Source organism: Tenacibaculum aestuariivivum (genome assembly GCF_964507685.1).
GTDB classification, from domain to species: Bacteria; Bacteroidota; Bacteroidia; order Flavobacteriales; family Flavobacteriaceae; genus Polaribacter; species Polaribacter aestuariivivum.
Map to the genome: position 1 here is coordinate 2,520,001 of NZ_OZ208414.1, position 21,439 is coordinate 2,541,439.

At 30.6% G+C, this 21,439-nt stretch carries 19 protein-coding genes and 1 riboswitch; all 19 genes read left to right on the plus strand.

Annotated features, from left to right (window positions below):
• Positions 1-126 precede the first annotated feature (126 nt).
• The 19 genes from ACN5J4_RS11325 to metH all read left to right on the plus strand — a co-directional run bounded on the left by ACN5J4_RS11325 (position 127) and on the right by metH (position 21,302).
• Positions 127-1,401: an O-acetylhomoserine aminocarboxypropyltransferase/cysteine synthase family protein gene (locus ACN5J4_RS11325; protein WP_418650091.1), complete on the plus strand. Its 1,275-nt coding sequence runs from the start codon at positions 127-129 to the stop codon at positions 1,399-1,401.
• A 99-nt stretch (positions 1,402-1,500) separates the two neighbouring features.
• Positions 1,501-4,896: a bifunctional aspartate kinase/homoserine dehydrogenase I gene (gene thrA / locus ACN5J4_RS11330; protein WP_418650092.1), complete on the plus strand. Its 3,396-nt coding sequence runs from the start codon at positions 1,501-1,503 to the stop codon at positions 4,894-4,896.
• A gap of 61 nt (positions 4,897-4,957) precedes the next feature.
• Positions 4,958-6,124 (plus strand): trans-sulfuration enzyme family protein, encoded by a 1,167-nt coding sequence (locus ACN5J4_RS11335; RefSeq protein WP_418650093.1) that lies wholly within the window; start codon positions 4,958-4,960, stop codon positions 6,122-6,124.
• 29 nt (positions 6,125-6,153) lie between these two features.
• Positions 6,154-6,561 carry an RrF2 family transcriptional regulator gene (locus tag ACN5J4_RS11340; RefSeq protein WP_418650094.1) on the plus strand — a complete coding sequence of 136 codons (408 nt, stop codon included), beginning with the start codon at positions 6,154-6,156 and terminating at the stop codon, positions 6,559-6,561.
• Positions 6,562-6,680: 119 nt separating this feature from the next.
• Positions 6,681-6,932, plus strand: coding sequence for a DUF2061 domain-containing protein (locus ACN5J4_RS11345; RefSeq protein WP_418650095.1), 252 nt, complete (start codon positions 6,681-6,683; stop codon positions 6,930-6,932).
• Positions 6,932-7,552, plus strand: coding sequence for a phosphoadenosine phosphosulfate reductase family protein (locus tag ACN5J4_RS11350; protein WP_418650096.1), 621 nt, complete (start codon positions 6,932-6,934; stop codon positions 7,550-7,552). Before ACN5J4_RS11345 ends, ACN5J4_RS11350 begins: the two co-directional genes overlap by 1 nt.
• A gap of 10 nt (positions 7,553-7,562) precedes the next feature.
• The gene (cysD, locus tag ACN5J4_RS11355) at positions 7,563-8,468 is read left to right on the plus strand and encodes a sulfate adenylyltransferase subunit CysD (RefSeq protein ID WP_418650097.1); all 906 of its coding nucleotides are present in this window, start codon (positions 7,563-7,565) and stop codon (positions 8,466-8,468) included.
• Positions 8,469-8,569: 101 nt separating this feature from the next.
• Positions 8,570-9,817 carry a sulfate adenylyltransferase subunit 1 gene (locus ACN5J4_RS11360; protein ID WP_418650098.1) on the plus strand — a complete coding sequence of 416 codons (1,248 nt, stop codon included), beginning with the start codon at positions 8,570-8,572 and terminating at the stop codon, positions 9,815-9,817.
• 20 nt (positions 9,818-9,837) lie between these two features.
• Entirely contained in the window at positions 9,838-10,185 is a 348-nt protein-coding gene (locus ACN5J4_RS11365) for a 4Fe-4S dicluster domain-containing protein (protein WP_418650099.1), read from the plus strand.
• A gap of 38 nt (positions 10,186-10,223) precedes the next feature.
• Positions 10,224-12,335, plus strand: a complete 2,112-nt coding sequence (locus ACN5J4_RS11370; RefSeq protein ID WP_418650100.1) for a nitrite reductase — start codon at positions 10,224-10,226, stop codon at positions 12,333-12,335.
• A 14-nt stretch (positions 12,336-12,349) separates the two neighbouring features.
• Positions 12,350-13,114: a uroporphyrinogen-III C-methyltransferase gene (gene cobA / locus ACN5J4_RS11375; protein WP_418650101.1), complete on the plus strand. Its 765-nt coding sequence runs from the start codon at positions 12,350-12,352 to the stop codon at positions 13,112-13,114.
• 28 nt (positions 13,115-13,142) lie between these two features.
• Positions 13,143-13,724 (plus strand): HPP family protein, encoded by a 582-nt coding sequence (locus ACN5J4_RS11380; protein ID WP_418650102.1) that lies wholly within the window; start codon positions 13,143-13,145, stop codon positions 13,722-13,724.
• A gap of 19 nt (positions 13,725-13,743) precedes the next feature.
• Entirely contained in the window at positions 13,744-14,331 is a 588-nt protein-coding gene (locus tag ACN5J4_RS11385) for a precorrin-2 dehydrogenase/sirohydrochlorin ferrochelatase family protein (RefSeq protein ID WP_418650103.1), read from the plus strand.
• A 1-nt stretch (position 14,332) separates the two neighbouring features.
• Complete coding sequence (locus tag ACN5J4_RS11390; RefSeq protein WP_418650104.1) at positions 14,333-15,388, plus strand: NAD(P)/FAD-dependent oxidoreductase; 1,056 nt, start codon at positions 14,333-14,335, stop codon at positions 15,386-15,388.
• Between the two features lie 47 nt (positions 15,389-15,435).
• Positions 15,436-15,765, plus strand: a complete 330-nt coding sequence (locus ACN5J4_RS11395) for a 2Fe-2S iron-sulfur cluster-binding protein (protein WP_418650105.1) — start codon at positions 15,436-15,438, stop codon at positions 15,763-15,765.
• 1 nt (position 15,766) lies between these two features.
• Positions 15,767-16,528, plus strand: a complete 762-nt coding sequence (epsC, locus tag ACN5J4_RS11400) for a serine O-acetyltransferase EpsC (protein ID WP_418650106.1) — start codon at positions 15,767-15,769, stop codon at positions 16,526-16,528.
• Positions 16,529-16,531: 3 nt separating this feature from the next.
• A complete protein-coding gene (gene cysM, locus ACN5J4_RS11405; protein WP_418650107.1) occupies positions 16,532-17,422 on the plus strand; it encodes a cysteine synthase CysM in 891 nt (296 codons plus the stop codon).
• 45 nt (positions 17,423-17,467) lie between these two features.
• Positions 17,468-17,592: riboswitch (SAM riboswitch) on the plus strand.
• A gap of 48 nt (positions 17,593-17,640) precedes the next feature.
• Complete coding sequence (locus ACN5J4_RS11410; protein ID WP_418650108.1) at positions 17,641-18,633, plus strand: homocysteine S-methyltransferase family protein; 993 nt, start codon at positions 17,641-17,643, stop codon at positions 18,631-18,633.
• Positions 18,624-21,302 carry a methionine synthase gene (metH, locus tag ACN5J4_RS11415; protein ID WP_418650109.1) on the plus strand — a complete coding sequence of 893 codons (2,679 nt, stop codon included), beginning with the start codon at positions 18,624-18,626 and terminating at the stop codon, positions 21,300-21,302. Before ACN5J4_RS11410 ends, metH begins: the two co-directional genes overlap by 10 nt.
• Positions 21,303-21,439: the final 137 nt, after the last annotated feature.

The following is a 21,439-nucleotide window of genomic DNA, read 5'->3' on the forward strand; positions in this document are numbered from 1 at the left end:
AAACAATTACTCATCTGTAATTGTTATAATTCTTTATAACATTTTTCTATTAAGCTAAGCACATCAAAATTATTGATGTATTTGACTTTTGTTTTAATTTTTTATTATCTCAAAAAAACAAGAAAAATGAGTATACAAAATTTCGCAACCAACGCGTTGCACGCAGGACACAATGTTAAACAAACAGCAGGTACAAGAGCTGTTCCTATTTATCAAACAACATCGTATGTTTTTAATGATTCTGATCATGCAGCAAACCTATTTTCATTAAAAGAATTAGGTTTTATTTACACACGTTTAAATAACCCTACTAATCAAATTTTACAAGAACGTTTAGCTAGTTTAGAAGGTGGAATAGGAGCTGTTGTTTTTGCTTCAGGTACTGCAGCTATTTCTACAGGGTTACTTACGTTACTAAAAGCAGGAGATCATATTGTTGCTTCAAGTAGTTTATATGGCGGAACATACAATTTATTAAATGTAACTTTACCAAGGTTAGGTATTACAACTACTTTTGTTGATGCTTCTAATCCAGATAATTTTGCAGAAGCAGTACAAGAAAATACAAGAGCCTTTTTTGTAGAATCATTAGGAAATCCTAAATTGGATGTATTAGATTTAAACGCAATTTCAACACATGCAAAAAAAGCAGAGGTTCCTTTTATTGTAGATAATACAGTTGCTACACCAGCTTTATTAAATCCGATAGAACATGGTGCAAATATTGTAATACATTCCTTAACCAAATATATAGGTGGACATGGAAATTCTTTAGGTGGAGCAATTATTGATGCAGGAACTTTTAATTGGGCTAATGGTAAATTTCCTGAATTTACTGAGCCATCAGCAGGATATCATGGTTTAGTTTATAATGATGTTTTAGGTGCTGCTTCTTATACTTTTAAATTGATTTTAGAAGGATTACGTGATTTTGGAGGCGCATTAAGCCCTACCAATGCGTTTAATATTATTCAAGGATTAGAAACCTTAAACATCAGAATAAAAAAACACAGTGAAAATGCTTTGGATTTAGCAAATTGGCTAGAAGCACAAAGTGAAGTAACTTGGGTTAATTATCCAGGATTAGAAAGTAGTAAATATAAAACTTTAGCCGATGAATACCTACCAAAAGGACAAAGTGGTATTGTAACATTTGGTGTAAAAGGCGGTTATGAAGCAGCTAAAAAAATTGCTGATAATACAAAGCTTTTCTCATTATTAGCAAATATTGGAGATACAAAATCTTTAATTATTCATCCAGCAAGTACAACACATCAACAGTTAAGCGAAGAAGCGCAAGAAAGTGCAGGAGTTACTAATGACTTAATTCGTTTATCTGTAGGATTAGAAGATCTAGAAGATTTGAAAGCAGATTTGAAAGCATCTTTTTCTAAAATATAAAATAACAATTTTATAAAACGAGTGTATTGAACTTTCTCTTTTTTTAAGTGAAATTACGTTCCTATAAATCATTCGTTTTTATATTTAAAATACATCATCTTGACAAATAATTTACCTCATATAGATATTGTAAACTTTACCACCGAGCGTGGTCTTTTCTTTGATAAAATTCCTTTAAGTTATGAGGTTTTTGGTAAAGAGTTAGGGACTGCTCCTGTAATATTAATTAATCATGCATTAACAGGTAATAGTAATGTTGCTGATCCAAAAGATGGTTGGTGGAAAGATTTAATAGGAAAAAATAAAGCTATTGATACAGCTATGTATTCTGTTTTATGTTTCAATATTCCTGGAAATGGGTATGATAGTTTTTTAATAGATAATTATAAAGATTTTATAGCTAGAGATATAGCAAATATATTTTTAAAAGGATTAGAAAAACTTAATATAAAAGAATTATTTGCCTTAATAGGTGGTTCTTTAGGAGGAGGAATTGCTTGGGAAATGGCAGTTATAAATCTTAAAATAACACAAAAATTAATACCAATAGCTACCGATTGGAAATCTACCGATTGGTTAATAGCTAACTGTCAAATACAAGAACAGTTTTTAATTAATTCAAGTAATCCTGTACATGATGCTCGTATGCATGCAATGTTGTGTTATAGAACACCAAAATCATTTAAAGAACGTTTTCATCGTTCTAAAAATGAAGAACAAAAAATATTTAATGTAGAAAGTTGGTTATTACATCACAGTAAAAAATTACAAGAACGTTATCAGTTAGCTTCTTATAAATTAATGAATCAATTATTAAAAACAATTGATGTTACTAAAGGTGGTAATAATTTAGAAATTTTAGAAAAAATAGAAGCTGATATTCATATTATTGGTGTTGATTCGGATTTGTTTTTCACAGCTGAAGAAAATAGAGAAACCCAAAAAGAACTAGCATTAGTAAATTCAAATGTAACTTATAACGAGATAAACTCAGTACATGGTCATGATGCTTTTTTGATTGAATATGAACAATTAGAAAAAATACTTACTCCTGTTTTTAATCCAAATTCAAAAAAAAGAAAAATGAAAATATTAAAGTTTGGTGGAAAATCGTTAGCAAATAACGGAATTAGCAATGTAATTTCTATTATTGAAGAAAAAGTAAATAATCAAGAAAATATAGCTATTGTAGTTTCAGCAAGAGGCAATGCTACCAATGAGCTAGAGGGTATTTTAAATAAAGCGGCAAAAAATATAGCATATCAAGAGCAATTTGAAGCTTTTAAATATGAGCAATCAAAATTAACACCATTAGTTGATTTTTCATCAGAATTTACTCGTTTAGAAAAACTTTTTGAAGGAGTTAGTTTATTAGGCGATTTTAGTGAGAAAATAAAAGATGAAGTTTTAGCACAAGGAGAGCTTTTATCAATAAAAACAATAACCGAACTATTAAAGCAAAAAGGCATAAAAGCAATTGCTACAGATGCGAGAACGTTAATAAAAACAGATGATAATTTTGGAAATGCTCAACCAATTATAAATAAATCAAAAGATAATGTTGTTGCTTATTTTAAAAATAATCAAGATGTTATAAATATTGTAACAGGTTTTATAGCTTCTAATTCAAAAGGTGAAACAACTACTTTAGGTAGAAATGGTAGTAATTATACGGCTTCGTTATTAGCAAATTTTTTAGATGCAGGTGAATTGCAAAATTATACACATGTTGATGGTATTTTTACGGCAAATCCTGATTTAGTTGCTGACGCTAAAAAAATAGAAGAATTATCTTTTTCTGAAGCTAACGAATTAGCAAATTTTGGAGCTAATATTTTACATGCAAAAACAATTATACCTTTATTAGAAAAAAATATTAACTTACGTATTTTAAATACTTTTAAGCCTGAAGACAAAGGAACTTTAATTACATCTAAATCAAGTTCAAAAGGTATAAAATCATTATCTGTTTTAGATAACGTAGCCTTACTAAACTTTGAGGGTAGAGGTTTATTGGGTAAAGTAGGTGTAGATGCACGTATTTTTAGAGCTTTAAGTAATAATGGTATTAGTGTAAGTATTATTTCGCAAGGATCATCTGAAAGAGGTATTGGTTTAGTTATTAGTAAAAATAAAGCTCAAGAGGCTGTTAAGGCTTTAGAGCAAGAATTTGAAGGAGATTTTTACACAAAAGATGTAAATCAAATATCGATTGTTGATGATGTTTCTGTTATATCAATTGTTGGTCAAGATTTAAGTGAATTTCATTTACCATATAATGCTTTAATTAAAAATCAGATAGTTCCTTTATTATTTAATAATACTATTTCTGGTAAAAATGTAAGTTTAGTTGTAAAAAAAGAACAACTAAATAAAGCATTAAATGTAATTCACGGACAAGTTTTTGGAGTTGCTAAAAAAATAAATTTAGCTATTTTTGGTAAAGGTTTAGTTGGTGGTACATTAATTAATCAGATTATAGAGAATACAAAATCAGTATTAGAAAGAAAGAAAATACAGTTAAATATTTTTGCAATAGCAGGTTCTAAAAAGGTTTTATTAAATCAGAAAGGAATTGATGAAAATTGGGCAGAAGATTTAGAAAATAGTACAGATGTATCGTCTATAAATACTATTATCGATTTTGCAAAACAACATCATTTAGGAAATTTAATAGCTGTAGATAATACCGCTAGTGGAGATTTTATTGAAAATTATATTCCTTTAATCGAAGCAGGTTTCGATTTAGTATCTTCAAATAAAATAGCAAATACAGTAGCGCATAGTTTTTATAAAGAGTTACGAAATACTTTAGAGGTGAATAATAAATCATACTTATACGAAACAAATGTAGGAGCAGGTTTACCTTTAATTGATACGATTAAATTATTACATGATTCAGGGGAAAATATTACTCGAATTAGAGGTGTTTTTTCAGGGTCATTAAGTTATTTATTTAACACTTTTTCTGCGGATGATGTAGCTTTTTCTGAAACACTTCAAGAAGCTATTGATCAAGGATTTACCGAGCCAGATCCTAGAGAAGATTTATGTGGAAATGATGTTGCTAGAAAATTATTGATTTTAGCAAGAGAATTAGATTTAGAAAATGAATTTGATGACATTATTATTGAAAATTTAATACCAAAAGAATTTAGAGAAACTCCATCTGAAGAATTTTTATTAAATTTAAAAGCCTTAAATAAAACTTTTCAAGATAAAAAAGAAGCTCAAGAACCAACGCATGTATTGCGATATATTGGTGATTTATCAGGAGATTTATCTAAAACAAAAGGAAATTTAGAGGTAAAATTAGTTTCGGTGCCAATAAGTTCACCGTTAGGTAGTTTAAAAGGGTCAGATGCTATTTTCGAAATATATACAGAATCTTATGGTGAACAACCAATTGTTATTCAGGGAGCTGGTGCAGGAGCAAGTGTAACTGCAAGAGGAGTTTTTGGTGATATTTTAAGATTAGCAAAAAACAATAATTAGACATTAAGTATTATTTAAAAATGTACTAGGTTATTGTATAATCTAGATTTATAAAATAAATATGAGTAAAAATTTTGAAACCCAAGCGATAAGAACACAAATAGAACGTACACAATTTTCTGAACATTCTACACCGTTATATTTAACTTCTAGTTTTGTGTTTGATGATGCTGAAGATATGCGTGCTTCTTTTGCAGAGGAAAAAGAGAAAAATTTATACAGTCGTTTTTCTAATCCAAATACAACTGAATTTGTTAATAAAATTGTAGCGATGGAAAAAGCAGAAGCAGGATATGCTTTTGCTACAGGTATGGCAGCTGTATTTTCTACTTTTGGAGCTTTATTAAGTGCTGGAGATCATATTGTATCTTGTAGATCTGTATTCGGATCAACACATAGTTTATTTACCAAATATTTTCCAAAATGGAATATTGAAACTAGTTATTTTAAGATAACAGAAGTTGAAAAAATTGAAGGGTTAATTCAGCCAAATACAAAAATATTATATGCTGAAACTCCAACTAATCCGGCAGTAGATATTATTGATTTAGAATTACTGGCTAAAATAGCAAAAAAACATAATCTATTACTAGTGATAGATAATTGTTTTGCTACACCATATTTACAAACCCCTATTGATTTTGGAGCAGATTTAGTAATACATTCGGCAACAAAATTAATTGATGGCCAAGGAAGAGTTTTAGGAGGGATAACTGTTGGTAGGGCAGATTTAATTCGCGAAATTTATTTATTTTCAAGAAATACAGGTCCTGCAATGTCTCCTTTTAATGCCTGGGTATTATCTAAAAGTTTAGAAACATTAAGTATTCGTGTAGAGAAACATTGTGAAAATGCATTTAAAGTTGCTGAGTTTTTAGAAACACATCCAAAAGTGAACTTGGTTAAGTATCCATTTTTAAAATCACATCCAAAATATCAAGTAGCAAAAAAACAAATGCGATTAGGAGGAAATATTGTTGCTTTTGAAATAAATGGAGGTATTGAAGCCGGACGTAATTTTTTAAATACTATAAAAATGTGTTCCTTGTCAGCTAATTTAGGTGACACAAGAACAATAGTTACGCATCCAGCATCTACTACTCACAGTAAACTAAGTATTCAAGATAGGTTAGAGGTTGGTATTACTGATGGCCTTGTACGGTGTTCTGTAGGTTTAGAAAATGTATCAGATATTGTTAATGATTTAAAACAAGCTTTAGAAAATTAAGAACTAAATAAAAAGTGTATTTTTGTGGTATGCTTTCTAAAAAAACAAAATACGGTATAAAAGCCTTAACATTTATTGCTAGGCAAGAAAAAGGATCAAAAGTACAAATAGCTACTATTTCTTTAAGTGAAAACATATCGCATAAATTTTTAGAAAGTATACTACTAACTTTACGGAAAGCAGGATTTTTGGGTGCTAAAAAAGGTAAGGGAGGTGGTTATTATATGTTAAAAGAAGCATCAGAAATTAATATGACAGATGTTATTAGAACTTTAGAAGGTCCAATAGCTATGTTACCTTGTGTTAGTTTAAATTATTATGAAAAATGTAGTGATTGCCCTGATGAAGATGCTTGTTCAGTGCATAAACTTATGATACAGGTTAGAGATAATACACTTCAAGTATTAAAAAACAATACCCTTGCTGATTTAGTTTAATATAGTACAAATATTATTCTTTTGTGAATTTCCTCTTTTTTCTTTTTTGATTCAAAATGAAGTGATACATTTGTCGAATATTAAAACCTAGTTACCCGATAGGGAAATAGTATTTTGAAATGATTATAGAGCAATTAATAAAAAATAAGAAACCAGAAAAAGTTGATAATACTTCTGAAAATCCAATAAGAAGTGTTGTTAAATCTATAAGTTGGAGAATAATAGGTACTATAGATACTGTTATAATTTCTTGGTTGATAACAGGTGAATTATCACTTGCATTTTCTATAGGAAGCATAGAGTTGGTAACAAAAATGGTTTTATACTTTTTTCATGAAAGAGTTTGGAATAAAATAAAATGGGGAAAATAATGAGTGTAGAATTAAATTTAGAAAAAGTAAATAAAGACTTAGCAAAATTAAGTCCTAAAAAAATTATTGAATGGGCACTTTCTATTGCCCAAAAAGCAGTTGTAACAACTAATTTTAGACCTTATGAAGGCGCTATTCTACAAGCTGTTTCTTCTGTAAAAAAGGATATAGAGGTTATATGGTGTGATACTGGTTATAATACACCTCAAACATATAAGCATGCTGAAAGTTTAATTGATAGTTTAGGCTTAAATATTCAGTTATATGTACCTAAACAAACAGTAGCTCATAGAAATGTTACTTTAGGTTTGCCAAGTATTGAAGATCCTAAACACGCTGTCTTTACCGAACAAGTAAAGTTAGAGCCGTTTAAAAGAGCTATGAAAATCCATAAACCAGATGTTTGGTTTACAAATTTAAGAAAAGGACAAACTGCTTTTAGAGATAGTATTGATATTGTATCTAAAAGTAATGATGGAACTTTAAAAGTCAGTCCATTTTATAACTGGTCTGATGAAGATTTAGACGGTTATTTAGCGGAAAACAAAATACCTAATGAATTTAAGTATTTTGATCCAACAAAAGTAGAAAGTAACAGAGAATGTGGTTTACATATCTAATAATATTATTATGAATACAGATACAATAAAAGTAGGAGCATTAGAAAGTGAAGCTATATATATATTTAGAGAAGTTGTTGCGCAGTTTGAAAAACCAGTATTATTATTCTCTGGAGGAAAAGATAGTATAACATTAGTTAGGCTTGCTCAAAAAGCATTTTATCCAGCTAAAATACCTTTTCCTTTAATGCATATTGATACAGGACATAACTTTCCTGAAACAATTGAATTTAGAGATCGTTTAGCTAAAGAATTAGGGGTTGAATTAATTGTAAGAAATGTTCAAGATAATATTGATAACGGAAAAGTTAAAGAAGAAACAGGTAAATACGCAAGTAGAAACATGTTGCAAACTGAAACGTTATTAGATGCAATTGAAGAATTCGGATTTGATGCTTGTATCGGTGGTGCTCGTAGAGATGAAGAAAAAGCAAGAGCTAAAGAACGTATTTTTTCTGTAAGAGATGATTTTGGACAATGGGATGAAAAAAATCAGCGTCCTGAGTTATTTGATATTTTAAATGGAAGAATTGATTTAGGGCAAAACGTACGTGTTTTTCCTATTTCAAATTGGACAGAATTAGATGTTTGGAGTTATATACAAAAAGAATCTATTGAAATTCCTTCAATTTACTTTGCTCATAAAAGAAAAACATTTGTTCGTGATGGTATGATTTGGTCTGCTGAGGATGATGTTGTTTACCGTGAAGAAGATGAGCTTGTTGAAGAGCGCATGGTGCGTTTTCGTACTGTAGGAGATATGTCTTGTACTGCAGCGGTGTTATCTGACGCTGTTAGTATTGATAAAGTAGTATCTGAAATTAGAGTTTCTACCATTTCTGAAAGAGGTGCTAGAATTGATGATAAACGATCTGAAGCAGCCATGGAAAAACGTAAACAACAAGGTTATTTTTAATATAAAAGAGCCACTTAATTTACTGATAATTTTATTAGTATATAATTAAAAAGAATACAAACTAGGCTTGTAGTATTACTAAAAGCCAATAGCATAATAAAATGAACGTATTAAAAATAGCAACAGCAGGAAGTGTAGATGACGGTAAAAGCACCTTAATTGGTCGTATTTTATATGATACCAAATCATTAACAGATGATAAGCTTGAAGCAATTAAAAATAAAAGTAAGCAAAGAGGTTTTGATTATTTAGATTTTTCATTAGCAACAGATGGTTTAGTAGCTGAACGTGAACAAGGAATTACAATAGATGTTGCACACATTTATTTTTCTACACCAAAAACTAGTTTCATTATTGCTGACACACCAGGGCATATTGAGTATACTAGAAACATGGTTACAGGAGCATCAAATTCACAAGCATCAATTGTTTTAATTGATGCTAGAAATGGTGTAGTTGAGCAAACGTATCGTCACTTTTTTATCAACACTTTATTAAGAGTTAAAGATGTTGTAATTGCTGTTAATAAAATGGATTTAGTAGATTTTTCAGAAGAAAAATTTAACGAAATCAAAAAAGAAATAGAATATTTAGCAAGTAAAAGTGCTTATAAAAATCAAAAATTAACATTTATTCCTATATCTGCCTTAAAAGGAGATAATGTTGTAGATCCATCAAACCAAATGTCTTGGTATAAAGGTGAAACATTATTAAATCATTTAGAAAGTTTAGATTTTGATGATGTTGCAGAAGAGTCTCAAACACGTTTTCCTATTCAAACAGTTATTAGACCTAAAACTGAAGAATATCACGATTTTAGAGGATATGCAGGGAAAATTTATGGAGGAGATTTAGCAGTTGGAGATACTATTACAGTATTACCATCAGCAACGAAATCAAAAGTGAAAACTATTCAGTTTTTTGATAAAGAATACTCAAAAGTAAAAAGAGGAAGCTCTATTACAATTACCTTAGAAGATAATATTAATATAAGTAGAGGTGATATGTTAGTTAAAGAAAATGAAGAACCAACTATAGCAAAAGAATTGAATGCTACAATTTGTTGGATGGATAAAACACCTTTACAAGCATCATCAAAATATATTATAAAACATGGTGTTAATGAAGTAAAAGCTAAAATTAATACCTTAACATCTATAATTAAAACTGATTTTTCAGGTAAAGAAGAAAATCCATCAGAATTAATATTAAACGAAATAGGTGAGGTTTCTTTAAAAGTAAGTAAACCGTTATTTTTCGACAGTTACAGTAAAAATAAAGCAAACGGTTCTTTTATATTAATAGATCCAAAAACGAATAACACAGCCGGAGTAGGTTTTATTCAATAATTTAAAAAGAATAAGTAGTTATGGCAATTATAATAACCGATGAGTGCATCAATTGTGGAGCCTGTGAACCTGAATGCCCAAATACAGCAATTTATGAAGGTGCTGTTGAATGGAAATATAACGAAGGAACCTCATTAAAAGGAAATATAAAGTTATCTAACGGTGAATCGGTTGATGCAGATGCTGAACAAGAGCCTGTATCTGATGAGTTTTACTTTATAGCACCAGACAAATGTACAGAGTGTGTAGGTTTTCATGAAGAACCACAATGTGCTGCTGTTTGTCCTGTTGATTGTTGTGTACCAGATGATGCAGTCGTTGAAACAAAAGAAGAACTTTTAGATAAACAAAAGTTTTTACACAATTAAATAATAATGCTTATACCAAGCTGATAAGTAATAAAATTATGCAAAGTTTTAGATCAGAAATAGAGAACCCAATTGTAGAAAAAGATATTCTAGAATTAGAACGTAAAATCCAGCTTTTTAAAGAAGGACAAATTGATGAAGAGCGTTTTCGTAGTTTACGATTAGCTAGAGGAGTTTACGGACAACGTCAATTAGGTGTTCAAATGATTCGTATTAAATTACCTTACGGTAAAGTTAGTAGCGAACAATTACATAGAATAGCAGATGTTTCAGACGAGTATTCTCGTGGTCGTTTGCATATTACAACACGTCAAGATATTCAAATTCACTATGTGAGTTTAGATAGAACCCCAGAATTATGGGCACAGTTAGAAAAAGATGATATCACTTTACGTGAAGCTTGTGGTAATGCTGTACGTAATGTAACAGCATCAGAAACAGCAGGTATTGATGTAGATGAACCTTTTGATGTATCTCCGTATGCAGATGCTACTTTTAAGTTTTTCTTAAGAAACCCTATTTGTCAAGAAATGGGTAGAAAATTCAAAATGTCATTTTCAGCTACGGATGATGATACCGCTTTGAGTTTTATGCATGATTTAGGATTTATTGCCAAAATAAAAAATATTGATGGTAAAGATGTTAAAGGATTCAAAGTATTATTAGGTGGTGGATTAGGTTCACAGCCTCGTCATGCTGATGTAATTTATGAATTCTTACAAGCTGATTTATTAATACCTACTATTGAAGGTGTTTTACGTGTATTTGATAGACATGGTGAGCGTGCTAAAAGAGCAAAAGCACGTTTAAAATTTTTAATAAAAGATTTAGGTGTTGAAGCTTTTTTACAATTAGTTAAAGAAGAACAAAAATCATTTTCATATAGCACTTATACAGTAGATACTACTGCTTTTGAGCAAGAAATCACATTTGAAACTGCTGAAATTCCTTCAGTAACTATCGATGATGAAGAAAGCTATAATAAATGGAAACAGTCAAACGTCATCAAACAAAAGCAAGAAGGTTTATTTGCTATTGGAATTAAAGTTCATTTAGGTGATTTTTATACTGATAAAGCGCGTTTATTAGCTGATTTAATTAAAAAATACGGAGCAAATGAATTACGTTTTACTTTACGTCAAAACATATTAATTCGTCATATCCGTGAAGAATCATTACCTTTCTTTTATACAGAATTAAATAAGTTAGGATTTACAGAAGCAGGTTACAATAGCTTAAATGATATTACAGCTTGTCCTGGAACAGATACTTGTAACTTAGGTATTTCTAGTAGTACAGGTATTGCTGCAGAATTAGAGCGTGTTTTAAAATCGGAATATCCTGATTATGTAAACAACAAAGAGCTTGCTATTAAAATTAGTGGATGTATGAATGCTTGTGGTCAACATAATATGGCTCACATTGGTTTTCAAGGAATGTCTGTAAAAGTAGGTAATTTATTAGCACCTGCTTTACAAGTTTTAATTGGTGGTGGTGTTATTGGTGATGGGAAAGGTCGTTTTTCTGATAAATTAGTAAAGATACCTAGTAAAAGAGGTCCAGAATCTTTACGTATTTTATTAAATGATTTTGAAAATAATAAAGATGAGGATGAAGATTTCTTAGCTTATTATGATAGAAAAGGTAAAACTTATTTCTATGATTCATTAAAGCATTTATCAGATACAACAAACTTAACTCAAGATGATTTTATTGATTGGGGACATGATAAAAATTATGTAAAAGCTATTGGAGTAGGTGAATGTGCTGGTGTTGTTATCGATTTAATCGCTACACTTTTATTTGAAAGTGAAGAGAAAATTGAAAATGCAGGTGCAGCTTTGAATGAAAAACAATGGTCAGATAGTATTTATCACTCATATTCAGCAATTATTAATACAGCAAAAGCTTTATTAACAGCTGAAGGAGAAAAAACAAATACACAAGCAGGAATTGTAACTAATTTTGATAAAGTATTTATTGATACAAACAAAATTACGTTACCTGTTGTATCAACTTCTTTTACTGAATTTGTTTATCAATTAAAAGAAAACGAACCTACTGAAGCATTTGCTAGCGAATATTTAGCAAATACAAAAGCCTTTTACAAAGCAGTAGATTCTTACAGAAAATTAGCATTAGAAAATTAAATAAGTAATTGACAATGAGAAATTTACCGAAATTAACCGTAGTTGGTGCAGGGCCTGGTGATGTTGATTTAATAACTTTAAAAGCAGTTAAAGTTTTAAAACAAGCAGATGTTGTTTTATATGATGCTTTGGTTAATGACGAATTGTTATCATACATAAACCCTAAGGCAGAAGTTATTTTCGTAGGAAAACGAAGAGGTTGTTACAGGTATCAGCAAGAGCAAATTAATGAATTAATTGTAGCTCGAGCTAAATCACATGGTCATGTGGTGCGTTTAAAAGGAGGTGATCCTTTTATTTTTGGACGTGGATCTGAAGAAATGGAATATGCATCTCAATTTGGTGTAGAAGTAGCTATTGTTCCAGGAATTTCATCATCATTAGCCGTTCCAGCATCACAAAATATACCGTTAACAAAACGTGGATATTCAGAAAGTTTTTGGGTAATAACAGGTACAACAAAACAACATTTAATTTCAAATGATGTTGCGTTAGCTGCAAAATCGAGCGCAACAATTGTTATTTTAATGGGAATGGGTAAGTTATCAGAAATTGTAAAAATATTTCAAAAAGAAAATAAAAACAATTTACCAGTAGCTATTATTCAAAATGGTACAACTAAAAATGAAAAAATTGGAATAGGTACCGTAGATACCATTGAGCAAGTTGTATTTGAAAATGAATTAGCTAATCCTGCAATTATTGTATTAGGAGAGGTTGTAAAACATAGAGAAATATTAAATAATATACAAAATAATACAGCTGTAAAAGTTTTTTAATTAGTTTTGAAAGGTAAAATTATTAAGGATGCAAAAAAAAGTAAAAAGAACTATAAGGGTAACAAAATATGTTCTTTATAAAGAAACATCTTTTGATTATATAGAGAGTTTATGGTCTTTTATTGGTGCTTTTATAGGTATAGGTTCGATTGCACTGATACAATCTTTTTACTTTTCAGAGCTAGAAAATATTTTTTTAATAGGTTCATTTGGTGCATCTTGTGTTTTAATTTATGGAGCAGTTCAAAGTCCGTTAGCTCAGCCAAGAAATTTTATAGGAGGTCATGTATTGTCTGCAATAGTTGGGGTTAGTATACACAGTTTTATGCCTAATATTATTTGGGTTACAGCACCATTAGCAGTGTCAGTTTCAATAATATTAATGCAGTATACAAAAACATTACATCCACCAGGAGGAGCTACAGCATTGATTGCAATAATAGGAACTGAAAAAATAAAAGCATTAGGTTACTTGTATGTATTATCACCTGTTTTAAGTGGAACGCTTATTTTACTTTTAGTAGCACTTGTTACCAATAACATGACTAAAAATAGAATTTACCCTACTAATAAAAAATTTACAAGAATAATTGAAAAAATAAAAGGTTAAGTATTTTAAAACAAAAAGAATGAGTGATGATAGGAATAATTTATATCCAATCTTTTTAAAAACTAAAGAGTTAGAAATACTAATTGTTGGAGGAGGTTTTGTAGCACTTGAAAAGTTATCTTTTTTATTAAAATCAAGTCCTACTTCAAAAGTAGTAATGGTTTCTCCTTTTTTTAGAGAGGAAACAAAAAAAATAGCTAATAAATTTGCTGTTAAAATGATAACAGATAATTATAACGAAACATATTTATCTAAAAAAAATATTGTAATTGCAACAACTGATGTTGTAGAAGTTAATCTACAGGTTTATAAAGATTGTAAGGAAAGAACTATTTTGGTAAATGTAGCAGATAATCCACCATATTGTGATTTTTATATGGGTGGAATTGTAACAAAAGGAAACGTGAAAATAGCAATTTCTACCAATGGAAAATCTCCTACAACAGCTAAAAGATTACGTCAGTTTTTTGAAGAAGTAATTCCTGATAATATTGATGATTTAGTGAAAAACCTAAATGAGTATAGAAAAACAATAAAAGGAGATTTTGAATACAAAGTTGAAACATTAAATGAATTTACTAAAAGTTTAGTAGAAAAAATAAAGTAAAATGATACAAACAGACATATTAATTATTGGAGCAGGACCAACAGGGTTGTTCACTGTTTTTGAAGCAGGATTGTTAAAATTACGTTGTCATTTAATTGATGCATTACCACAACCAGGGGGGCAATGTTCGGAGATTTATCCTAAAAAACCAATTTATGATATTCCAGCATATCCTGAAATTTTAGCAGGTGACTTAACTCATAAATTAATGGAACAAATTAAACAATTTGAGCCAGGTTTTACCTTAGGAGAGCGTGCAGAAACTATAGAGAAACAAGAAGACGGATCGTTTATTGTAACTACAAATAAAGGAACAAAACACCAGGCGCCAGTTGTAGCAATAGCAGGAGGTTTAGGTAGTTTTGAACCACGTAAGCCACCTTTGCAAAATATAGCTGATTTTGAAGATAAAGGTGTTGAGTATATTATACGCGACCCAGAGTTGTATAGAAATAAAAAAGTGGTAATTGCCGGAGGAGGAGACTCTGCTTTAGATTGGTCTATCTTCTTATCTGATATTGCATCAGAAGTTACTTTAGTCCATAGGCGAAATGAATTCCGTGGTGCTTTAGATTCTGTAGATAAAGTACAAGAGTTAAAAGATCTTGGAAAAATAAATTTAATTACACCTGCAGAAATAAAAGGAATTTTAGGTAAAGATAAAGTTGCAGGGCTAGCAGTTGAAAGAAAGGGAGAAGAGCCTTTTATTGTTGATGCTGATCATTTTATACCTCTTTTTGGGTTATCACCAAAATTAGGACCTATTGCAAATTGGGGGTTAGAGATAGAAAAAAATGCGATAAAAGTTAATAACTCTTTAGATTATCAAACTAACATACCAGGTATTTATGCAATTGGAGATGTAAATACGTATCCTGGTAAATTAAAATTAATTTTATGTGGTTTTCATGAGGCTACATTAATGTGTCAAAGTGCTTATCAGTTAATTCATCCAAACAAAAAGTATGTAATGAAGTATACTACAGTTGGTGGAATTCAAGGGTTTGATGGTACTAAAAAAGAAGCGCCTAAAGCTGTTGTAAAAGCTATAAATTAATTTCATTGAATCTCAAAATAAAATCATAATTTTACTCTAAAAATATAATGTCAGACATTACCATAAATATAACAGACCGAAAAGGTGTAAAACACGAAGTTATAGCACCAACCGACATGGCCATGAACTTAATGGAAATAGTTCGTTCTTATGAATTAGCAGAAGAAGGTACTATTGGAGTTTGTGGAGGTATGGCAATGTGTGCATCTTGTCAATGTTATATTAAATCGGCACACGTATTGCCTGAAATTACAGATGATGAAGATGCTATGTTAGCAGAGGCATTTTATGTAGAAGATAATAGCCGTTTAGGTTGTCAAATTCAAATAACAACAGAATTAGACGGGTTAGAAGTAGAATTAGCACCAGAGATGTAAAATGAGTAAAATAATAGAGGAAACAGCCTTAAAAAACTATAATATTTGTTTAAAAGACACTGTTGAGGTTTTTACAAAAAAGATATTTTACGCGTTGTTTGACCAAGAGTTTAAAAATAATAATAAACAAAGTATAGAACAAAATTTCTTTGAAATAGCAAAACGATTAAAAATAGCTGATGCTACTAATAATTGGTTGCTATTTCAAAGTAAATTACCTGATATAAGAAAAAAACTAGATTTAGACGCAATTGCTTTTGAGCAAACTGATCCGGCAGCTAAAAGTCTAGAAGAAGTTTATTTAGCATACCCAGGTTTTCATGCAATAGCAGTATATCGTCTTAGTCATGAATTATATAAGTTGAATGTACCTACATTACCTAGAATGATGAGCGAGTATGCGCATGGATTAACTGGTACAGATATTCATCCAGGAGCAACTATAGGAGATTCATTTTTTATAGATCATGCTACGGGTATTGTAATAGGCGAAACAACATTGATTAAAAATAATGTAAAAATATATCAAGGAGTTACTTTAGGTGGTATACAAGTAAAAAAGAGTTTAGCGGAAACGAAAAGACATCCTACAATAGAAAATAATGTTATTATTTATGCAAATGCTACTATTTTAGGAGGTGATGTTATTATAGGTAAAAATAGTATAATAGGAGCTAATGTATGTGTAACAGAATCAGTTCCACCAAAATCATTAGTTATATATCAATCGAAAAATAAAATTGTTTCATTAGACAAAGCTTAAATTATGAAGGCAAAAAAAATAACAGACTTTGTTGGAAATACCCCTTTAATAGAGGTAAGCAATATTCTTGACAAAAAAGGTGTACGTCTTTTTTTAAAATTAGAAGGAAATAATCCTGGAGGTAGCGTTAAAGATAGGGCTGCTTATAATATGATTTTGGAGGCTTTAAACCGAAGAAATATTAAAAAAGGAGATCATTTGGTAGAGGCAACTAGTGGAAACACAGGTATTGCATTAGCTTTTATATCAAAAGTATTAGGTTTACACATGACCTTAGTAATGCCCGAAAACGCAACAGAAGAACGTGTTAAAACAATGAAAGCTTATGGGGCAGAAGTATTGTTAACTCCAAAAGAAGAAGGTATAGAAGGTTCTAGAGATTTAGCACAGAAATTACGCTATAAAAAAGGGTATTTTATGTTAAATCAATTTGAAAATAATGATAATTGGAAAGCACATTATAAAACAACAGGACCTGAAATTTGGAAAGACACAGAAGGTGAAGTAAGTCATTTCGTTTCAGCAATGGGTACTACAGGAACTATAATGGGTGTTTCTACGTATTTAAAAGAGCAAAACCCTAATATTAAAATTATTGGAGCTCAGCCAACAGATGGATCTAGTATACCAGGAATTAGAAAATGGTCAAAAGAGTATTTACCTAAAATTTTTGATAGATCTAAAGTTGATGAAGTTATTGAAGTAAGTGAAAATCAAGCACGTAATATGACTCGTAAATTAGCAAGTCAAGAAGGTGTTTTTGGAGGTATGAGTAGTGGTGGTGCAGTACACGTTGCCCTTCAAGTTGCAGAAAAAATAGAAGAAGGTATTATTGTAGCTATTATTTGTGATATTGGTGATAGATATTTATCATCTAACTTATATAATTATTAAAAAAAAAATTGTTTATTTGCACTTTAGTTCATTAATTTAATACGAATGTTATCAAGAAAGGTGGAGGGATTAGACCCGTTGAAACCTTAGCAACCCTTTGTGTAAACAAAGAAGGTGCTAAATTCTACTTCATTACTATTTTACATATAGTAGTGCAAGAGAGATAACGGAAAGAACTTTCCTCTTTTCCTGATAACTTCTACTCTAAAATATCAGGAATGTCAAACATTTATAAAGAAATACAAAAACGAATTCTCGTACTCGATGGAGCAATGGGAACCATGCTTCAGGCTTATAGATTTACTGAAGAAGATTTTCGAGGAGAACGTTTTAAAGAGTATCCAACTCCCTTACAAGGTAATAACGATTTGTTGTCTATTACACAACCTAACGCTATTAAAGAAATACATGCTAAATATTTTACAGCAGGAGCAGATATTATAGAAACAAATACTTTTTCAGGTACTACTATTGCTATGGCTGATTACCAAATGGAAAATTTGGTATACGAATTAAATTATCAATCGGCAAAAATAGCAAAAGAAGTAGCAGATGAATTTACAGCAAAAGAGCCTCATAAACCTAGGTTTGTAGCAGGAGCTATAGGGCCTACTAATAGAACAGCAAGTATGTCTCCCGATGTAAATGACCCAGGTTACAGAGCAGTTACTTTTGATGAATTGCGAATAGCCTATAAGCAACAGGTAGAAGCATTATTAGATGGAGGAGTAGATATTTTATTAGTAGAAACAGTTTTTGACACCTTAAATGCTAAAGCAGCATTATTTGCTATTGAACAAGTAAAGGATGAGCGTAACATTGATGTGCCAATAATGTTAAGTGGTACTATTACTGACGCCAGTGGTAGAACTTTATCAGGTCAAACAGCTGAAGCTTTTTTAATTTCTGTATCACATATTCCTTTATTATCTGTAGGATTTAATTGTGCTTTAGGTGCTAATTTATTACAACCTCACTTAGAGGCTATTGCTTCAAAAACAGATTTTGCAATTTCTGCACATCCAAACGCTGGTTTACCTAACGCTTTTGGAGAGTATGATGAAACTGCTGAAGAAATGGCAGATCAAATAGAAGAGTATTTAGAAAAAAACTTGATTAATATTATTGGTGGATGTTGTGGTACTACTCCAGAACATATTACTGCAATTGCCGAATTAGCAAATAAATACCAACCAAGAAAATGCAAATAAAACAAAACAAATACATGCGTTTATCTGGTTTAGAACCATTGGTTTTAAATGAGAATAGCAATTTTATTAATGTAGGTGAACGTACGAATGTTGCAGGGTCTCGTAAGTTTTTACGATTAATTAAAGAAGAGAAATTTGATGAAGCATTGGCGGTAGCTAGGCATCAGGTTGAAGGTGGAGCACAAATTATTGACATTAATATGGATGATGGTTTGATTGACGGTAAAGAAGCTATGGTTCGTTTTCTAAACCTAGTTGCTGCCGAACCTGATATTTGTAGAGTTCCGTTAATGATTGATAGCTCGAAATGGGAAATAATTGAGGCAGGATTACAAGTTGTACAAGGTAAAAGTGTTGTAAACTCTATTTCTTTAAAAGAAGGAGAAGAAAAATTTATTTGGGAGGCAACTCAAATTAAAAGATATGGAGCAGCAGTAATTGTTATGGCATTTGACGAAGTTGGTCAGGCTGATACTTATCAAAGAAGAATTGAAATAGCTGAAAGATCATACCGTGTATTAGTCGATAAAGTAGGTTTTGCATCCGAAGATATTATTTTCGATTTAAATATTTTTCCTGTTGCTACAGGAATGGATGAACATAGAAGAAATGCTATCGATTTTATAGAAGCAACTCGTTGGGTTCGTCAAAATTTACCAAACGTAAGTGTAAGTGGTGGTGTAAGTAATGTGTCGTTTTCTTTTAGAGGAAATAATACTGTACGAGAAGCAATGCACTCTGTTTTTTTATATTATGCTATTCAGGCAGGTATGAATATTGGAATTGTAAACCCTGCAATGTTAGAAATTTATGATGATATTCCTAAAGATTTATTAGAACATATTGAAGATGTTATTTTAGACAGAAGAGAAGATGCGACTGAGCGTTTATTAGATTTTGCCGAAACTGTAAAAGGTGTTATAAAGCAAGATGAAGCAAAAGTATTAGAGTGGAGAGGTCTGCCTTTACAAGAAAGAATAACACATTCATTAGTAAAAGGAATTGATGCTTTTATTATTGAAGATGTTGAGCAAGCTAGGCAAGAAGCAGCAAAACCAATTGAAGTTATTGAAGGTCATTTAATGATTGGAATGAACGTAGTTGGAGATTTATTTGGTGCAGGAAAAATGTTTTTACCACAAGTGGTAAAATCTGCTCGTGTAATGAAAAAAGCAGTTGCTTATTTAAACCCTTTTATAGAGGCAGAAAAAGGAGAAAAACAACAAGCTTTAGGTAAAATATTAATGGCAACTGTAAAAGGTGATGTACATGATATTGGTAAAAATATTGTGAGTGTTGTTTTGGGTTGTAATAACTACGAAATTGTTGATTTAGGAGTTATGGTAGCTCCAGAAAAAATAATTGAAGCAGCTAAAAAAGAAAATGTTGATATTATTGGTTTATCAGGCTTAATAACACCTTCTTTAGATGAAATGGTGTATTTAGCAAAAGAAATGGAACGTCAAAACTTTACAGTTCCTTTATTAATAGGAGGTGCAACAACTTCAAAAGCACATACAGCTGTAAAAATAGATCCACAGTATAAAAATGCGGTTGTACATGTAAATGATGCGTCAAGAGCAGTAACTGTTGTTAGTGATTTATTAAATAAAGAAACAAGCAACGCTTATGTGGCAAAGTTAAAGAAAGATTATGATGAGTTTCGTGAGAAATTTTTAAAACGAGGAAAAGCTAAGGCGTATATTACTATTGAAGAGGCTCGTGAGCGTAAGTTTAAAATTGACTGGGAAACATCATCAATTATAAAACCAAATGAATTAGGTATTCAAACAATAGAACAAGTTAGTTTAAAAGATTTATTACCTTTTATTGATTGGAGTCCGTTTTTTAGAAGTTGGGATTTACATGGTAGATATCCAGATATTTTAACAGATGAGGTTGTTGGAGAGCAAGCAACACAACTATTAGCCGATTCAAAAGTAATTTTAAATAAAATTATAACCAAACAATTATTAAAACCAAAAGGAATATTTGGGTTGTTTGAAGCAAATTCAATTAATGATGATGATATTTCTATTCAGAAAAAAGGAGAAGAAATAGCCGTTTTTAGAACTTTGCGACAGCAATTAAAAAAACGTGAAGGAAAACAAAGTTTAGCTTTAGCTGACTTTATAGCACCTAAAGAGTCTAATAAAAAAGATTATATGGGGGCTTTTTGTACAGCTATTTTTGGAGCTGATGAATTAGCAAAACAGTATAAAGATAAAGAAGATGATTATAATGCAATTATGGTACAAGCCATTGCCGACCGTTTTGCTGAAGCTTTTGCAGAGTATTTACATCATAGAGTACGAACTAAACATTGGGGATATGCTGCTGATGAAACATTATCTAATAATGAATTAATAAAAGAAAGTTATAAAGGAATTAGACCTGCACCAGGGTATCCTGCATGCCCTGATCATTTAGAGAAAGAGACAATTTGGGATGTTTTAAAGGTTGAAGAAAAAATAGGTGTAACGTTAACCGAAAGTTTAGCGATGTGGCCAGCAGCAGCCGTGTCAGGTTATTATTTTGCTAATGAAGAAGCTAAATACTTTGGATTAGGTAAAATTACTGATGATCAAGTTCGTGATTTTGCTGATAGAAAAGGAATAACGTTAGACAAGGCTAGAAAATGGTTACATCCTTCGATTGCCGATATGTAGGTTGCGTTAGTGATTGAAGTGGCATCCTTTTTAAAGAACCACCTTTTTAGTGGTTCTTTAAAAAGATATAGCGAAAAGCGCGACCCTCGTGGTAACGCCCTAATAAATTATTTAAGGACATGGTATTGTAAAATACT

Bases quoted from the DNA above. Each gene is read 5' to 3' on its own strand.
- ACN5J4_RS11325 (WP_418650091.1), top strand. From the start codon at position 127: ATGAGTATACAAAATTTCGCAACCAACGCGTTGCACGCAGGACACAAT.
- ACN5J4_RS11335 (WP_418650093.1), top strand. From the start codon at position 4,958: ATGAGTAAAAATTTTGAAACCCAAGCGATAAGAACACAAATAGAACGT.
- ACN5J4_RS11340 (WP_418650094.1), top strand. From the start codon at position 6,154: ATGCTTTCTAAAAAAACAAAATACGGTATAAAAGCCTTAACATTTATT.
- ACN5J4_RS11345 (WP_418650095.1), top strand. From the start codon at position 6,681: ATGATTATAGAGCAATTAATAAAAAATAAGAAACCAGAAAAAGTTGAT.
- ACN5J4_RS11350 (WP_418650096.1), top strand. From the start codon at position 6,932: ATGAGTGTAGAATTAAATTTAGAAAAAGTAAATAAAGACTTAGCAAAA.
- cysD (WP_418650097.1), top strand. From the start codon at position 7,563: ATGAATACAGATACAATAAAAGTAGGAGCATTAGAAAGTGAAGCTATA.
- ACN5J4_RS11360 (WP_418650098.1), top strand. From the start codon at position 8,570: ATGAACGTATTAAAAATAGCAACAGCAGGAAGTGTAGATGACGGTAAA.
- ACN5J4_RS11365 (WP_418650099.1), top strand. From the start codon at position 9,838: ATGGCAATTATAATAACCGATGAGTGCATCAATTGTGGAGCCTGTGAA.
- ACN5J4_RS11370 (WP_418650100.1), top strand. From the start codon at position 10,224: ATGCAAAGTTTTAGATCAGAAATAGAGAACCCAATTGTAGAAAAAGAT.
- cobA (WP_418650101.1), top strand. From the start codon at position 12,350: ATGAGAAATTTACCGAAATTAACCGTAGTTGGTGCAGGGCCTGGTGAT.
- ACN5J4_RS11380 (WP_418650102.1), top strand. From the start codon at position 13,143: ATGCAAAAAAAAGTAAAAAGAACTATAAGGGTAACAAAATATGTTCTT.
- ACN5J4_RS11385 (WP_418650103.1), top strand. From the start codon at position 13,744: ATGAGTGATGATAGGAATAATTTATATCCAATCTTTTTAAAAACTAAA.
- ACN5J4_RS11390 (WP_418650104.1), top strand. From the start codon at position 14,333: ATGATACAAACAGACATATTAATTATTGGAGCAGGACCAACAGGGTTG.
- ACN5J4_RS11395 (WP_418650105.1), top strand. From the start codon at position 15,436: ATGTCAGACATTACCATAAATATAACAGACCGAAAAGGTGTAAAACAC.
- epsC (WP_418650106.1), top strand. From the start codon at position 15,767: ATGAGTAAAATAATAGAGGAAACAGCCTTAAAAAACTATAATATTTGT.
- cysM (WP_418650107.1), top strand. From the start codon at position 16,532: ATGAAGGCAAAAAAAATAACAGACTTTGTTGGAAATACCCCTTTAATA.
- ACN5J4_RS11410 (WP_418650108.1), top strand. From the start codon at position 17,641: ATGTCAAACATTTATAAAGAAATACAAAAACGAATTCTCGTACTCGAT.
- metH (WP_418650109.1), top strand. From the start codon at position 18,624: ATGCAAATAAAACAAAACAAATACATGCGTTTATCTGGTTTAGAACCA.